Annotated in this window: 12 protein-coding genes; 6 read left to right on the forward strand and 6 right to left on the reverse strand. The window is 69.9% G+C overall.

The genetic code is table 11. From position 1 onward, the window contains the following. Window positions 1–92: 92 nt before the first annotated feature. The gene (locus NKJ47_RS13610; RefSeq protein ID WP_254458390.1) at window positions 93–506 is read right to left on the reverse strand and encodes a MerC domain-containing protein; all 414 of its coding nucleotides are present in this window, start codon (window positions 504–506) and stop codon (window positions 93–95) included. 154 nt (window positions 507–660) lie between these two features. Here NKJ47_RS13610 and NKJ47_RS13615 point away from each other — a divergent pair, with 154 nt between their 5' ends. Then, window positions 661–2,733: a TonB-dependent receptor gene (locus NKJ47_RS13615; protein ID WP_254458391.1), complete on the forward strand. Its 2,073-nt coding sequence runs from the start codon at window positions 661–663 to the stop codon at window positions 2,731–2,733. Between the two features lie 113 nt (window positions 2,734–2,846). Here the strand turns inward: NKJ47_RS13615 and NKJ47_RS13620 are convergent, their stop codons facing one another. Further along, window positions 2,847–3,620: an SDR family oxidoreductase gene (locus NKJ47_RS13620; RefSeq protein WP_254458392.1), complete on the reverse strand. Its 774-nt coding sequence runs from the start codon at window positions 3,618–3,620 to the stop codon at window positions 2,847–2,849. A 112-nt stretch (window positions 3,621–3,732) separates the two neighbouring features. Between NKJ47_RS13620 and NKJ47_RS13625 the strand changes: the two genes are divergently transcribed. Beyond that, window positions 3,733–4,650: a LysR family transcriptional regulator gene (locus NKJ47_RS13625; RefSeq protein WP_254458393.1), complete on the forward strand. Its 918-nt coding sequence runs from the start codon at window positions 3,733–3,735 to the stop codon at window positions 4,648–4,650. A gap of 45 nt (window positions 4,651–4,695) precedes the next feature. Here the strand turns inward: NKJ47_RS13625 and NKJ47_RS13630 are convergent, their stop codons facing one another. After that, window positions 4,696–5,028, reverse strand: a complete 333-nt coding sequence (locus tag NKJ47_RS13630; RefSeq protein ID WP_254458394.1) for a DMT family transporter — start codon at window positions 5,026–5,028, stop codon at window positions 4,696–4,698. Window positions 5,029–5,372: 344 nt separating this feature from the next. Here NKJ47_RS13630 and NKJ47_RS13635 point away from each other — a divergent pair, with 344 nt between their 5' ends. From NKJ47_RS13635 to NKJ47_RS13645, 3 genes are read left to right on the forward strand one after another with little or no spacing between them, the layout of a single operon-like run. Continuing rightward, window positions 5,373–6,191, forward strand: coding sequence for a 2Fe-2S iron-sulfur cluster-binding protein (locus tag NKJ47_RS13635; protein ID WP_254458395.1), 819 nt, complete (start codon window positions 5,373–5,375; stop codon window positions 6,189–6,191). After that, on the forward strand, window positions 6,178–7,179 hold the full coding sequence (locus NKJ47_RS13640; protein ID WP_254458396.1) for an FAD binding domain-containing protein: 1,002 nt from the start codon (window positions 6,178–6,180) through the stop codon (window positions 7,177–7,179). The genes NKJ47_RS13635 and NKJ47_RS13640 overlap by 14 nt, the downstream gene beginning before the upstream one ends. Before the next feature lie 22 nt (window positions 7,180–7,201). After that, window positions 7,202–9,397, forward strand: coding sequence for a xanthine dehydrogenase family protein molybdopterin-binding subunit (locus NKJ47_RS13645; protein ID WP_254458397.1), 2,196 nt, complete (start codon window positions 7,202–7,204; stop codon window positions 9,395–9,397). A gap of 344 nt (window positions 9,398–9,741) precedes the next feature. Here the strand turns inward: NKJ47_RS13645 and NKJ47_RS13650 are convergent, their stop codons facing one another. The 3 genes from NKJ47_RS13650 to NKJ47_RS13660 form a co-directional block, all read right to left on the reverse strand. After that, window positions 9,742–10,350 (reverse strand): nucleotidyltransferase family protein, encoded by a 609-nt coding sequence (locus NKJ47_RS13650; protein WP_254458398.1) that lies wholly within the window; start codon window positions 10,348–10,350, stop codon window positions 9,742–9,744. Further along, window positions 10,350–11,399 carry an XdhC family protein gene (locus tag NKJ47_RS13655; RefSeq protein ID WP_429002425.1) on the reverse strand — a complete coding sequence of 350 codons (1,050 nt, stop codon included), beginning with the start codon at window positions 11,397–11,399 and terminating at the stop codon, window positions 10,350–10,352. Before NKJ47_RS13655 ends, NKJ47_RS13650 begins: the two co-directional genes overlap by 1 nt. Window positions 11,400–11,640: 241 nt before the next feature. After that, a complete protein-coding gene (locus NKJ47_RS13660) occupies window positions 11,641–12,789 on the reverse strand; it encodes a winged helix-turn-helix domain-containing protein (protein WP_254458400.1) in 1,149 nt (382 codons plus the stop codon). Window positions 12,790–13,327: 538 nt separating this feature from the next. Here NKJ47_RS13660 and NKJ47_RS13665 point away from each other — a divergent pair. Continuing rightward, window positions 13,328–15,070, forward strand: a complete 1,743-nt coding sequence (locus NKJ47_RS13665; protein WP_254458401.1) for a S8 family serine peptidase — start codon at window positions 13,328–13,330, stop codon at window positions 15,068–15,070. Window position 15,071: the final 1 nt, after the last annotated feature.

The following is a 15,071-nucleotide window of genomic DNA, read 5'->3' on the forward strand; positions in this document are numbered from 1 at the left end:
TATGTGCGAAAACCCCCGCGCGACGCACGGGGTTTGGCGAGGCCAACGCGGTCGGCGCCCTCGCGCAAGGGCGGCAAGCCTACCACGTGCGCTCAATGGGCGCAGCTTGCGTCGTGCACGTGGCCATGGTTGAGGCGCAGGTTGAGCAGATGCGCCAGGCCGACCAGGGTGCCGCCGAAGGTCATGATCGCCGCGTGCGGCGCCACCGCGTGGTGCAGCGCCGGCACCAGCAGGCCGGCCCACAGCGCCAGCAGGCCCAGCACCAGCAGACCCAGCGCCTGCCAGGCGCGGTGCCGGCGATAGCCGAGCACCAGGCTGAACAGGCCCAGGCAGGTCACGAACAGCACCAGGCTGCGCTCCACGCCCTCGCCCAGCCACATCGCCAGACCCAGCGACGGCAGCAGCGCCAGCGCCAGCGGCAGCACCGCGCAGTGCACCGCGCACAACAGCGAGCCGGTGGCGCCGAGACGGTCGAGCAGGGCGCGCAGATCGAACGATGGGGACATGACGGTCGGCACGGGTTGAATGTGTTACAGAATAATATAACATTCGGCCGCCGGCGACCAGCGCGCCCCGCGCCTCCTCCTCGACCGTGCACCGCCGCCATGCGGTGCCGGCAGCGCGCGCGTCGCCCCGAATGTCCCTCCTAATGGAATGCCCATGCCCTCTCACCGTCCCGCCCCGCTCCGCCGTTCCGCCCTGTCCCTGGCCCTGCTTGGCCTGCTCAGCCCCTCGCTGGCGCTGGCCGCCGACCCCAGCCCCGCGCCGGCCGCCGCCGACGCCACGCCGCCGGCCAGCGACAGCCGCCATGTCGCAGGCCACAAGCAGGACCGGCACGTGAAGGACCTGGACCAGGTGGTGGTCACCGCCAGCCCGCTGCGCGATGCCGCCGGCGCGCTGAGCCAGCCGGTGGACGTGCTGGCCGGCGAGCGCCTGGACGAGAACCGCGGCGCCAGCATCGGCGAGACCGTGGCCAGCCTGCCCGGCGTGCAGAGCTCCAACTTCGGCCCCGGCGTGGGCCGGCCGATCATCCGCGGCCTCGACGGCCCGCGCGTGGCGGTGCTCAACGACGGCCTGTCCTCGCAGGACGTGTCCACGGTCAGCCAGGACCATTCGCCGGCGGTGGAGCCGTTCCTGGCAGACCAGATCGAAGTGCTGAAGGGCCCGTCCACCCTGCTGTACGGCTCCGGCGCCATCGGCGGCGTGGTCAACGTGGTCGACGGGCGCATCGCCGAGACCCCGGTCGACGGCGTGCATGGCCGCGCCGAGGCGCGCTGGGAAGGCGGCGACAAGAGCGGCAACACCGACATGTTCCGCGTCGATGCCGGCAACGGCAGCGGCCTGTCGATCCATGCCGACGGCGTGTATCGCAACCTGAAGGACTACGACACGCCGCAGGGCCCGCAGCTGAACTCGTTCGTCAAGTCCAAGGTCGGCTCGATCGGCAGCTCGCTGGCCGGCGACTGGGGCTTCGTCGGCGTGTCGGTCTCGCGCTTCCGCGACAACTACGGCAACCCGGGCGAGCCGGGCGACCCCGCTGCCGGCGAGCGCGGCGTGTCGCTGCAGCTGCATCAGGACCGCTTCGAGCTCAAGGGCGCGCTGAACGACCCGTGGGGCGACGGCAGCGCGCTGCGCTACAGCTTCGGCCACACCGCCTACACCCACACCGAGTTCGAAGGCGCGGAAGTGGGCACCAAGTTCGACAAGCGCGCCAACGAAGGCCGCGTGGAGGCATCCTTCGGCCTGGGCGGCGGCTGGCAGACCGCGGTCGGCGTGCAGGGCAGCGATTCGACCTTCCAGGCGACCGGCGAAGAGGCCTTCGTGCCCAAGACCGACACCCGCGCCCTCGGCGTGTTCGCGCTGGCGCGCAACACCTGGGACCGCGTGCAGGCCGAAGTCGGCGCGCGCGTGGACAAGATCAAGTACGAGACCGACACCGGCGTGGACCGCGACTTCACCCCGAAGAGCCTGTCGCTGAGCGGCGGCTTCCGCTTCAACGAACAGTGGCGCCTGACCGCCAACCTCGACCACGCCGAGCGCGCCCCGGCCGAGGAAGAACTGTTCGCCAACGGCCCGCACATCGCCACCCTCGCCTACGAGATCGGCAACCCCGACCTGCGCACCGAGAAGGCCAACCAGGCCGAGCTTGGCCTGAACTTCAAGAACGACTGGGTGGACGCCAAGGTGTCCGGCTACTACAACCGCTACGACGATTTCATCTACATCGTCGACACCGGCGGCCAGTGGTACCACGAGGAAGACAACGACTTCCTGCCGATCCGCCAGTGGACCCAAGCCGATGCGGTATTCCACGGCTTCGAGGGCGAAGCCACCTTCCACCTGGCCGACAACGACAGCGGCGCCTGGGACCTGCGCGTGTTCGGCGACACCGTGCGCGCGCGGCTGAAGGACGGCGGCAACCTGCCGCGCATCGCGCCGGCGCGCTACGGTGCGCAGCTGCGCTGGGATGCCAGCAACTGGCGCGCCGCGCTGGGCGCCACCCGCTACCAGAAGCAGGACAAGGTGGCGGTCAACGAGACCCCGACCGCCGGCTACACCCTGGTCGATGCGCACCTGGCGTATCACGTCGATGCCGGCAGCACTGCCTGGGAAGTGTTCCTGGACGGCAACAACCTGACCAACCAGGATGCGCGGGTGCACACCTCGTTCCTCAAGGACGACGTCATGCTGCCCGGCCGCAGCGCCTCGTTCGGCGTGCGCCTGTTCTTCTGATCCGGCGCGCTCGCCGCGGTGTCACACGGGGCCGCCTTCGGGCGGCCCTTTTTCATGCAGGCACACGTGCCCGACGCAGGGCACCAGCGGCATCGTGAAACGGACGCGGCGGCCTATTTGGTGGTGTAGCCACCGTTGATCAGGATGGTCTGGCCGGTGATCCACCAGCCGTCGCTGACCAGGTGGCGAACGAACGGCACCACGTCCTCGATGTCGGTCAGGCCGGTCCTGGAAAACGGCGACAGCGCGGCAGCGGTCTTGTGGTACGCCACCGCCTCGGCGCCTTCGGCCGGATAGAAGAACGGCGTGTCCATCGGGCCGGGACCGACGGCCGTGACCGAAATCCCGCGCTCGCCCAGTTCCTTGGCCGCCGCGCGCGTGAAGTGCTCGACCGGCGCCTTGGAGCCGGCGTAGGCGGCATAGAACGGGGTGAACGCGCCCAGCAGCGAGGTCACCAGGGTCACGATCTTGCCGTGGTCGTTGACGTGCCGACCGGCCTCCTTCAGGAAGAAGAACGCCGCCTTGCTGTTGATCGCCGCCATGGCGTCGTACTCGGCCTCGCTGACCTCGGCCATGGGCTTCTTGAGCACCTTGCCCACGGTGTTGATGGCGATATCGGGGCGGCCGACGGCGGCCACGGCATCGGCGAACAGCGTTTCGACGGCCGCGGCCGTGGTGAGGTCGGCCTGCAGGGCCACCGCCTTGGCACCGGCCTGCTCGATGGCGGCCACCGTGGCGTCGGCATCGGCCCGGCTCGCGGCGCTGTTGTAGTGGATGGCGATGGCCTTGGCGCCGTTGGTGGCCAGATCGCGGGCGATGAGCCCACCCAGATTCTTGGCGCCGCCGGCGATCAGGACGACCTTGCCTGCAATGCTGTGTCGAGACATGCGAACTCCTAGTCAGTCATCGGGTTCGACGACTGTATTCTCGCCATTCCGGTCAATAAATCGCCGGTTTGCTCATAGACTGGACAGGAATCGCTACCAATGGATCCGTTCCATGGACCGCATCGATCAACTGCGCATCTTCCTTCGCGTTGCCCAGAGCGGCGGCTTTTCCATCGCCGCCGCGCAACTCGGGCTGCCCCGGCCCACGGTGTCGCTGGCGGTGCAGCAACTGGAAAGCCGGCTGGGCACCCGGCTGTTCAGCCGCACGACGCGGCGCGTGAGCCTGACCCAGGATGGCGCGGCGCTTGTCGAGCGCGCCATTGCCCTGGTCGCCGACAGCGAGGAACTGGAGCAGCAGTTCCGGCCGTCCGGCCAGTCCCTGCAGGGCCGGTTGCGCGTGGACCTGCCCAGCCGCATCGCCCGCAGGCAGGTGGCGCCGGCGCTGCCCGGCTTCTTCGCGCGGCATCCGCGCATCGAACTGGAGCTTGGGTCGAGCGACCGCACCCTCGACCTGGTCCACGAAGGCATCGACTGCGCCTTGCGCGTCGGCACGCTGGAGACCGGCAGCAGCCTGGTGGCGCGATCGCTCGGTGCGCTGCAGTTGATCAACTGCGCCAGCCCGGACTATCTCGCACGGCATGGCACCCCGGCCACGCCGCAGGACCTGCAGCGGAACCATCTGGCCGTGCACTATGCCGTGCCGGGTCATCCCCACACCGCCATCTGGGAATGGCGCGAGGACGGACGGCTGCGCACGCAGGCAGTGCCGGCACAGGTTGCGGCCAACAACGCCGAAACCTACATCGCCTGCTGCCTGGCCGGCCTGGGGCTGATCCAGATCCCGGCGTTCGACGTCCAGGAGCATCTGCACAGCGGCGACCTGGTCGCCGTGCTGGCCGACTGGCCCGCGCCCTCCATGCCGGTCCAGATCGTCTATCCGCATCGCCGCCATCTGTCGCGGCGCGTCCAGGCCTTCAGCGACTGGCTGGCCAGCGTGATGCAGCCCTGCCTGGAAGGACCGCCCGCCTGAGCCATGCCGGCAGCGCACCGCGCGACCGGCCTCGCCGGCCCACGATCAGTGCGGCGCGCTGCGCGAGAACACGTTGATGACCACCACGCCGGCAACGATCAGCGCCATGCCGAGGAGCGCCGGCGGATCCAGCGCCTGCCCGAACCGCCACCAGGCCAGCAGCGAGATCAGCACGATGCCGATGCCCGACCACAACGCATAGGCCACGCCGACCGGCACGCTGCGCAAGGTGAGCGACAGCAGGTAGAACGCGATGCCGTAGCCGCACAGCGCCAGCAGCGTCGGCCACAGCCGGGTGAAGCCCTCGCTGGCCTTCAGCGCCGAGGTCGCGACCACTTCGGCGAGGATGGCCACCAACAGGAACAGCCAGTTTTTCATTGCAACACATCCGTGCGGACCACGCGCCACGATAGCAATGCGCGCGTGGGGACCATGGCGACGGTCCTTGTCCCGGATGCAGGCGCGTAGGCGCGTTGCGTCCAATGCCGCCGGCTGGGCCAGGTGAACGCGCTCCGATCCCGCCTCCACGCACGCGTCGCGGCCTCGACACCGTCCCTTCGCATGCTCTTCGCAATCCCTTCGCGGCACCGCCGCGATGCTGCCCCTGGGTGCCGAGGCGTGCCCGCACGCCGGTGCCGCGATGGCGGTGCCGCTACCCAGGTCGACTCGCCCCATGCCGCGCCGCGGCGCGCGCGGTGGCGGTCCCCAGGCAGGAGAGACCGATGCAGCACGACCCCAGCCGTTCCGGCGCCGACACCGCGCGCGATACCCCGCTGAGCGAGGACGAAGCCGCGCTCGCACGCCGGCTCGGCATCAACGGCCTGTCGCGCCGCGACTTCATCGCCCTGCTCTCGGCCGCCGGCCTGAGCAGCGCCGGCGGCCAGATCCTCTTCAGCGAGGCCGCGTTCGCCGCACCCGCCGCCAAGGCCGCGCCGCCGCAGAACGCGTTGCCCGTGGTCTTGCAGGTCAACGGCCAGCGCCACGCGCTGCAGTTGGACCCGCGCACCACGCTGCTGGACGCGCTGCGCGAGCACCTGGCGCTGACCGGCACCAAGAAGGGCTGCGATCACGGCCAGTGCGGCGCCTGCACGGTAATCGTCGACGGCGAGCGGCGCCTGTCCTGCCTGACCCTGGCCGCACAGGCCGAAGACGCGCAGATCACCACCATCGAAGGCCTGGCCGACGGCGAACGGCTGCATCCGATGCAGGCCGCGTTCGTGCAGCACGACGGATTCCAGTGCGGCTACTGCACGCCCGGGCAGATCTGCTCGGCGGTAGCGCTGCTCAACGAGATCAAGCGTGGCGACGCCAGCCACGCCAGCGCCGACGTCAGCCGGCCGGTCACCGAGCTCAGCGACGCGGAGGTGCGCGAGCGCATGAGCGGCAACATCTGCCGCTGCGGCGCCTACCCCAAGATCGTCGCCGCCATCCAGGACGTGCACAGCGGCGGCGCGCCGCGGCCGCTGACCTGGCGCTACGTCGACCAGTCCGAGTTGACCGCCCTGAAGATGGCGAAGGAGGTGGCCGATGACGCCGTTTAAGTACCAGCGCGCGACATCGCCGGAAGACGCGGTACGCCGTGTCGCCGCCAACCCGAACGCGCGCTTCCTCGGCGGCGGCACCAACCTGCTCGACCTGATGAAGGAAGGGGTCACCGGTGCCGACGAGATCGTCGACCTGACCCGGCTCAAGGACCTGGCCGAGATCGCCGAAACCGCCGACGGCGGCCTGCGCCTGGGCGCGCTCGCCAACAACACGCAGACCGCCAACCATCCGCTGGTGCGGCAGCGCTACCCGCTGCTGAGCCAGGCGATCCTGGCCGGGGCCACGATGCAACTGCGCAACATGGCCAGCAACGGCGGCAACCTGCTGCAGCGCACGCGCTGCGGCTACTTCTACGACACCGCCCTGCCCTGCAACAAGCGCGCGCCGGGCAGCGGTTGCGGCGCGCGCGAAGGGCTCAACCGCACCCACGCGATCTTCGGCCACAGCGCGCACTGCGTGGCGGTGCATCCGTCGGACATGTGCGTGGCGCTGGCCGCACTGGATGCGACGGTGCAGGTGCGCACGCCGGCCGGCGCGCGCCGCGAGATCCCGTTCGCCGAGTTTCACCTGCTGCCCGATGCACGCGCCGATGTGGACAACCAACTGGCGCACGGCGAACTGATCGAGTCGATCACCCTGCCGGCGCAGGACTTCGCCGCGCACAGCCATTACCTGAAGGTGCGCGACCGGGCCAGCTACGCGTTCGCCCTGGTCTCGGTGGCCGCGGCGCTGGCGCTGGAACCGGACGGACGCATCCGCCAAGCGCGCATCGCCATGGGCGGGGTGGCGCACAAACCCTGGCGCGCGCGCACCGCCGAACGTGCGCTGGTCGGGCAACAGGTCGGCGAGGCCGCCTTCGCCGCCGCCGCGCAGGCCGAGATGGCCGCGGCGCGGCCGCTGGCGCACAACGCCTACAAGATCCCGATGGGCACGCACGCGATGATCCGCGCCCTGCACCGCGCCAGCGGCAGCGACGCCGCGTGAGCGGCCAACCGGAGAACCGGCAATGAACTACATCGGCAAGGAAATGCGCCGCGTCGACGGCTACGCCAAGGTCACCGGCAAGGCGCGCTATGCGGCCGAATTCCAGATCCCGCACCTGGTCCACGGCTACATCCTCACCAGCACCATCGCCAAGGGCCGCATCGTGCGCATCGACACCCGCGCCGCCGAGGCCGCGCCGGGCGTGATCAAGGTGCTGACCCACCTCAATGCGATCAAGCCGGTGTCCGATGAGATCAAGAAGAAGGGCGAGGACCTGTCGTTCCGTGCCCTGGTCGACGACCGCATCCATTTCAATGCGCAGCCGATCGCGGTGGTGGTGGCCGCCACCTTCGAGCAGGCGCGGCATGCGTCGCGGCTGATCCAGGTGGACTACGCCGCCGAGACCGCGCAAACCGATTTCGACGCGCTGCTCGACCAGGCGCACGATCCGACCCCGGACAAGACGCCGAAGCCGCGCGGCAACCCGGCCGCCGCGTTCGCCGCCGCACCGGTGAAGCTGGAAGCCGCGTACACGATGCCGGTCGAGCATCACAACCCGATGGAGCCGCATGGCGGCATCGGCTACTGGATCGGCGACACCCTGACCGTGGTGAACAAGAGCCAGAACGTCTACCAGGACCGCGAACAGCTGGCCGGCTATTTCGGCATTCCGCTGGACAAGGTCAACGTGGTGTCGCTGTTCGTCGGCGGCGCGTTCGGCTCGTGCCTGCGCCCGAACTACTACACGTTTCTGCTCGGCGCGGTGTCCAAGGCGGTCGGCCTGCCGGTGAAGATCGTCTACACCCGGCGGCAGATGTTCAGCGGCCATGGCTACCGCCCCTACTACCGCGTGGAGCTGGGCCTGGGCGCCGACGCTGCCGGTACGCTGCAGGCGATCCGCTACCGGCACGTGCTCAATACCTCGCGCATCGAGGCGTTCAACGAGGCGATCTTCCGTAATGCGCGCTCGCTGTACGCCTGTCCGAACGTGGAGGATCGCTTCGAGGTGGTGGAGACCGACCTGCCGACCCCGCAGGCGATGCGCGCGCCCGGTACGATCAGCCAGATGTTCGGCATCGAGTGCGCGATGGACGAACTGGCCTATGCGCTGAAGATGGACCCGTTGCAGCTGCGTCTGGCCAACTATGCCGAGACCGATCCGGACAGCGGCAAGCCGTTCTCGAGCAAGGCGCTGCGCGAGTGCTACGCGCTGGCCGCCGAAACCTTCGGCTGGAGCAAGCGCACGCCCGAACCGCGCTCCATGCGCGACGGCCGCCTGCTGGTCGGCTGGGGCATGGCCACCGGCACCTGGGCGGCGATGCAGATGCCGGCGCTGGCGCGGGTGGTGCTGAAGGCCGACGGTAGCGCGCGGGTCGGCAGCGCCACGGCCGACATCGGCCCCGGCACCTACACGGTGATGACCCTGATCGCCGCCGAGTACCTGGGCATCGACGCCAAGCGCGTGCAGTTCGAACTCGGCGATACGCGCTTGCCCAAGGCGCCCGCGCAGGGCGGCTCGTGGACCACCGCCAGCGTCGGCAGCGCGATCCACGGCGCGGCGCGCGAGATCCGCGGCAAGCTGCTGGAACTGGCCAGGCAGGACGGGCAGGCCGCGTTCAGCGGGCTGCACGTGGACGCGGTGGAGCTGGTCGATGGCCGGCTGCGCCCGATCGGCAAGCCCGAGGCCGGCCTGGACGTCGCCAAGCTGATGCACCAGCACGGCCTGCAGGAACTGGAGGTGGTGCACGAATCCAAGCCCTCGGCCGAACGCAAAAAGTACGCGACCGCCGCGCACGGCGCGCAGTTCATCGAGGTCAAGGTCGATCCGGATACCGGCATGGTGCAGGTGACGCGGGTCATCGAGGCGACCGCCTGCGGCAAGATCATGAATCCGCTGACCTCGCACAGCCAGGAGATCGGCGGCGTGGTGATGGGCATCGGCATGGCGCTCAGCGAAGGCACCGAGATCGACCATCGCTACGGACGCATGCTCAACGCCTCGCTGGCCGACTATCACGTGCCGGTCAACGCCGACGTGCACGAGATCCAGACCATGTTCGTCGAAGAGGACGACACCATCGTCAACCCGCTCGGGGTCAAGGGCATGGGCGAGCTGGGCATGGTCGGCATTCCCGCGGCCATCGCCAACGCCGTGTTCCACGCCACCGGCAAGCGCATCCGCGACCTGCCGATCACCCCGGACAAGTTGATCGGCTGAGCGCGATCGGGTTTTCGACCGTTACGTCCAGCCGACGCGACCCAGGCCGCCGCGGGAGCGACTTCAGGTGACCTCCAACGGCAGGACAGCGAAAGCAGAGTACGAGAGGTGCGCTTCCGTCACGACGAACGACGCAGAACGCCATGTCGGCTTGTGCCACCGTCGTGACCGAAGCCGCTCCTGCGGTGTGGCTGGCCGACGCGCCACCGCAGCGCCTGCAACCATGACGAACGCAATGGCGAACGCCCCGACGTCGACCGCCGTCTGAACCGAGACCCCGTTCGGCCGCACCTCGCGCACGGCGCAGCACGCCCCGCACAACACCGTGCGCCCGCCGGCAACCGCTACGACGGATCCAGCCACCCCTTTGCCACCGCCGCCTCCACGTCCTGCGGCGTGTCCAGGTCCAGGGCCAATGCCGGTGCGGCGATGCAGCCCAGGCTGTCCGGCGCCAGCGTCGCGAACAGCGCGCGCAAGCCCTCGTCGCCGGCCAATGGCAAAGCGCGCCAGCGCTGCTGCGCCACCACCGCCGGCATCCCGCGCACGCCCGCGTAGGCGCTGACCGCGCAACCGGACGCCGCCCGCGCGGCCGCGGCCAACAGGTCCTGCAGATGCGCCGCGGCCAGCGCGGGCTGGTCGCAGCCGAGCACCAGGCTGCGGGCGATCGCGGCATCGTCGCGTACCGCCGCGCGCAGGCAGTCCAGGCTGCCGCCCATGCCGGTGGACCAGTCCGGATTGCGCACGCATTCCACCGGCAATCCGTCCAGCAACGGATACAGCGCCTCGGCGTGCGCGCCCAGCACCACCACGCAGCGCGCGGGCGCCGTGGATAGCGCCAGACGCACGACCCGACGCAACAGGGGTTCGCCGGCGCTGGTCAGCGCCTGCTTGGCGCGGCCGAGGCGGCGGCTGCCGCCGGCGGCCAGGATCAGCGCCGCGTGCGCCTGCGCCATCAGCCGCCGCCCTCGGCCAGCCGTCGCGGCGCCGCCGCCAGCGCATCGCGATGCGATCGCCGCAGCCTGTCGCTGGCCTGCGCGACCGCGCTCAGCCGCGGCGGCGCGGCCCGGCTGGCCTGCAATTGCGCGGCGATGCTCAGCGCGATCGCTTCCGCGCCATTGCCTCCCAGGCGCAGCCCGATCGGCGAATGCAGGCGCGGCGACAACTGCGCGCGTTGCGTCGGGCTCAGCAAACGGAACAGGTCCTCGCGTCGCCGCACCGGCCCCAGCAGACCGAGGAACGGGATCGCGCTGCCGGCCAGCGCATCCAGCGCTTCGCGATCCAGTTCGAAATTGTGGTGCATCACCAGCGCCGCATCGCTGCCGGCACAGTCGGCCAGCGCGCGTGTCGGCGTGCACGCCAGGGCGCGATCGGCCAACGCAGCCAACGCAGACCAGCGCGGCCGCTGTTCGACCAGGGTGGTCATCCAGCCCAACTGCCGCAGCAAGGGCAGCAGCAAGGCGGTTTCCGGGCCGGCACCGAAGACGCTGACCCTCGGCGCCGGCGGCACGTGCACCTCGCCAGCGCGCGGAGCCGCAGACAGCGTGTGCCACGGCAGGCACCACCGCAACGCCTGATCGGCCACGCTGGCGGCGATGCCGCCGTCGACATCCAGCGCCAGGGTCAAGCCACCGCGCCCCTGCAGCCAGGCCTGGGCCAGCTCCTCGAAACCGGGCAAGGCGAGCAGCGGCAACAAGGCCAGGTGCAGGCGGCCGCGGCAACCGGCGGACGAACCCGACAGCAGGTCTTCGTCCTCGCGCGTATCGATCTCCATCCACACCGGCATGCCGGCGACGGCGGCCTCGGCGGCGCACCGCGCGATCTCCGGCTCCAGGCAACCGCCGCTGAGCCAGCCTTGCTGTGCGCCATCGGCGCCGAACAAGGCCATCGCGCCGGCATGCGCGTAGGTGGAGCCTTCGCGGGCCATCGCCACGGCCAGGACCGCGGGCGCGCCGCGACGGCAGGCGTCGAGGGCATCATGGAGACAGTGTCGGGCAGCGGACATGCGGCGGCCAGGCGAAGGGGGAATCCGGAGCCTAAGCAGCGGCCTGTGGTCGCGAGGTGACCCTGGTCGCCGTTCGCAGGCCTCGCGTTCGCGGGGACCGCAGCGCACGAAGTGTGCGACCGTCGCGATCCTGCGATCGGCCCTGTATGGCACCGCGCCGGCGCCCGGCGCCCGGCGCTCCGCCGCGGATGCCGCTGCCGTCGAGCGGGCGCCATCCGCCATCCGTGACGGCGACGGGCCGCTAGGGCAGATGAAACCGCTCGAAGCGTTGCAGCGCCGCGTCGACCGCCGCCTGCAGCGCCGGGCGTCGCGGTTCCAGCCAGGTCCATTGCTGGACCAGCAGGCGGCCGGCGCGGCGGTCCATCTTCAGGTCGAGCGCGGCGACGATGCGGTCGCCGACCAGCACCGGCAGCGCGAAGTAGCCCAGCACCCGCTGCGGCGCCGGCACGTAGGCCTCGAAGCGATGGCTGTAGCCGAAGAACTGCTGCAGCCGCTTGCGCTGGATCACCAGCGGATCGAACGGCGACAGCAGCTGCGCCCGTGTCGGGTCCGGCGGCGGCGGCGCGCTGTCCAGCACCTCCGGCGCGGCCCACAGGGCCACGCCTTCCTGCCCCTGCAGATGCACCGGGCGCAGGCGCTTGCGCGCCACCTCCGCGGCGATCAACGCACGCACCGCCGGTTTGGCGGCGGTCTCCCCGTAGCAGATCGACTCCACGCCGACGATGCCCTGCGCGCGCAGCGCACGCTGCAGCAGGTACTGCGCGAACTGCGCTTCGCTGACCGGGCGCGGCCGCCGGCTCCAGCCGAAATGCCGCGCCGCCAGCTCGTAGGTCTTGAGCATGCCGCTGCGCCGGCTGATCACCAGGTCGCCGCCGAAGAAACCGTACTGCAACGCCGCCCGCGACGGCTTGCGGCTGCCCCACGGATGGGTCTTCTCGACCAGGACTTCGTCGTCGATGTCGCGGATCGACAACGGCCCCTCGCTGCGGATGCGCCGCAGCAGTCGCGCGTAGTCCTGCGCATCCACCGCGCCCCTGGCGTCGGCCTGCGCACGTCGCCGGGCCATCTGCGCCACGTACATGCGGTAGTCGGCGACCGGCACGTAGGCCAAGGCATGGGTCCAGTACTCGAACAGCGACTTGTCCTGCGACTGCGCCTGCTCCAGGTCCTGTTCGCGGTACTCGGGAATGCGCGTGTAGAGCACGTGGTGGTGGCTGCGCGCGATCACGTGGATGGTGTCGATCTGCACGTAGCCCAGGTGCGCGGTGGCCTGCCGCACCGCCTCGGCACCGCGGCCGAACGGCGCCGGCGTGGTCAGGCGCTGCGCGTGCAGCCACAACGCGCGCGCCCGGGCGGGCGCGATCGGGACGGAGGCGATGGGAGTGCGCATCGGAACGACCTTCCTGGCAACGCGGCAGCGCCCGCCAGGATAACAACCCCGGCGCGCAAGGTGGATCGCATCCGTCGCGGTGTGTCTGGTCGGCATCCGCCACGTTGAACGTTCCCGCGCAGAACCGGCCTTGCGGCGCATGCTTCAGGCGATGGCGTGCGCAAGGCGATGGCGTGCGCAACTCCCGATGGCTTCGCACCGCGCCGGTTGCCCGCGCTTGCGTAAGCCGACGCCGCGCTGGAGCATTTTGTAAACGCTTTGCACGCGCCGGCAGCGCGTTTCGACTGAAATCCCGCGTCATCGCGCGGCGATCCGCACAGTACCGAAACACATGCGAACTACGTCATTTTCGCGGTGTGCGTTGCGCTTGCGGCGGAAATCCGGATGCGGGTAGCTTGCGCCGCGCTTGGCGATCGACCGTATCCGACCCGATGGCGAACGCCAGCAGGCAACACCTCGATCGGCACTGCGCAGGCGATGCCTGGCATGCACGTGGCAAGCGCCATCGACTGTCCCTCACCTCCCCTGGATCCGCCACATGACACCTCCCTGTACACGACCGGTCACTGTCCTGCTGTCGGCACTCGCGCTCGGCATCGCCGCAGGCACTACCGCGGCCGCCGCAAGCGCCGCCGACGATCCGCTGTTCCGCTATCAGTGGTACCTGCACAACCAGGGCCAGGCGGTCATCGGCGACACGCTTCCCACGCCCGGTGTCGACCTGGATGTGGATGTCCTGCACGAACTGCACATCCGCGGCGCAGGTGCCAAGATCGGCGTGGTCGACGGCGGATTGGACATCCACCACGAAGACCTCGCCGCCAACATCCTGCCCAACGGCTCGTACAATTTCCTGGACGGTTCGCACGACCCCAAGCCCAGCGACGTCGGCGACGCGCACGGCACGGCGGTGGCCGGCATCGCCGCCGCGGTGGGCTGGAACGGCAAAGGCGGACGCGGCGTCGCCCCGGACGCGTCGCTGGCTGGTTTCAACTTCCTCGATTCGGACCAGAGCGACGACAAGCTCCGCAATGCCTGGGGGAATGGCGCCGAGGCCAGGACGCTGGACATCTTCAACAACAGCTGGGGCATCGTCTCCAATTTCTATCCCAACGTCTCGGTCGAAGCGCAGTACGCCTGGGAAAAACTCATGCGCGCCGGGCGCAACGGCAAGGGCGCCATCTACGTCAAGGCGGCCGGCAACGACTTCAACAGTTTCATCTACGCGGACGCGCAAGGCACGCTGGCCGATCATTGCCCGGACCTGCCCAAGCGCTACAACGTCGCCTGCAGCCTGGCCAACGTCGATCCGAATAACGACCTGATCACCACCATCGTGGTCGGTGCGGTGAATGCGCGAGGCGTGCGCAGTTCGTACTCGTCCCCCGGCTCGGCGGTCTGGGTCAGCGGTTTCGGCGGCGAATACGGGCGGCAGAGGCGCTACCAGCAGTCCCGGTCGGCGACGACCGCCAGCGACCCCCACTACGACCCGGCGATCGTGACCACCGACCTCAGCGGCTGTGCCGCCGGCTACAACCGCGACGGGGTGCCGGTGGAGAACGCGCTGGACGGCAGCAAGTCCCCGATCGACGCATCGTGCAACTACACCGGGCTCATGAACGGCACGTCCTCGGCCACGCCGACGGTGTCAGGGGTGACGGCGCTGATGCTCGGCGTGAATCCGCAACTGACCTGGCGCGACGTGAAATACATCCTGGCCACGACCGCGCGGCCGATCGACAGCGGGCAGCCGAAGGCGCTCTACAACGGCAGCGTGATCGATCCCGGCTGGATCACCAATGCCGCCGGCCATCGCTTCAGCAACTGGTACGGCTTCGGGCTGGTGGATGCCGCGGCGGCCGTCGAGGCGGCCACGCACTTCAACACCCTCCCGCCGCTGCAGGACACCGACTACCAGGTCACCACCGACGCGGCCAGCACCATCGGCGGCGTCGCCTCGCCGGCCAGACTGACCGTGGCCATCAAGCAGCATTTCAAGGTCGAGACGGTGCAGTTGTACTTCGACGGCACCCACAAGGATCCCAGCCGCCTGCGCGTGGTGCTGATCTCTCCACATGGCACCCGCAGCTATGTGATGACCCCGTTCTCGGCCTTGAACAAGGACGTCTATACCCAGGGCATGTCGATCCCGCTGACCGCCAGCAACGCCTTCCTGGACGAGGATGCGGCCGGGTCTTGGACCCTGGAGGTCGCCGACATGCTCGACGCGCACGGCGAGGAACAACTGCAGGACTTCGAACTCCGCGTGGTGGGCCACTGAC

The organism is Xanthomonas sacchari, assembly GCF_024266585.1.
GTDB classification, from domain to species: Bacteria; Pseudomonadota; Gammaproteobacteria; order Xanthomonadales; family Xanthomonadaceae; genus Xanthomonas_A; species Xanthomonas_A sacchari_C.

Bases quoted from the DNA above. Each gene is read 5' to 3' on its own strand.
- NKJ47_RS13655 (WP_429002425.1), bottom strand. From the start codon at position 11,399: ATGTCCGCTGCCCGACACTGTCTCCATGATGCCCTCGACGCCTGCCGT.
- NKJ47_RS13665 (WP_254458401.1), top strand. From the start codon at position 13,328: ATGACACCTCCCTGTACACGACCGGTCACTGTCCTGCTGTCGGCACTC.
- NKJ47_RS13625 (WP_254458393.1), top strand. From the start codon at position 3,733: ATGGACCGCATCGATCAACTGCGCATCTTCCTTCGCGTTGCCCAGAGC.
- NKJ47_RS13650 (WP_254458398.1), bottom strand. From the start codon at position 10,350: ATGGCGCAGGCGCACGCGGCGCTGATCCTGGCCGCCGGCGGCAGCCGC.
- NKJ47_RS13610 (WP_254458390.1), bottom strand. From the start codon at position 506: ATGTCCCCATCGTTCGATCTGCGCGCCCTGCTCGACCGTCTCGGCGCC.
- NKJ47_RS13635 (WP_254458395.1), top strand. From the start codon at position 5,373: ATGCAGCACGACCCCAGCCGTTCCGGCGCCGACACCGCGCGCGATACC.
- NKJ47_RS13615 (WP_254458391.1), top strand. From the start codon at position 661: ATGCCCTCTCACCGTCCCGCCCCGCTCCGCCGTTCCGCCCTGTCCCTG.
- NKJ47_RS13640 (WP_254458396.1), top strand. From the start codon at position 6,178: ATGACGCCGTTTAAGTACCAGCGCGCGACATCGCCGGAAGACGCGGTA.
- NKJ47_RS13645 (WP_254458397.1), top strand. From the start codon at position 7,202: ATGAACTACATCGGCAAGGAAATGCGCCGCGTCGACGGCTACGCCAAG.
- NKJ47_RS13660 (WP_254458400.1), bottom strand. From the start codon at position 12,789: ATGCGCACTCCCATCGCCTCCGTCCCGATCGCGCCCGCCCGGGCGCGC.
- NKJ47_RS13630 (WP_254458394.1), bottom strand. From the start codon at position 5,028: ATGAAAAACTGGCTGTTCCTGTTGGTGGCCATCCTCGCCGAAGTGGTC.
- NKJ47_RS13620 (WP_254458392.1), bottom strand. From the start codon at position 3,620: ATGTCTCGACACAGCATTGCAGGCAAGGTCGTCCTGATCGCCGGCGGC.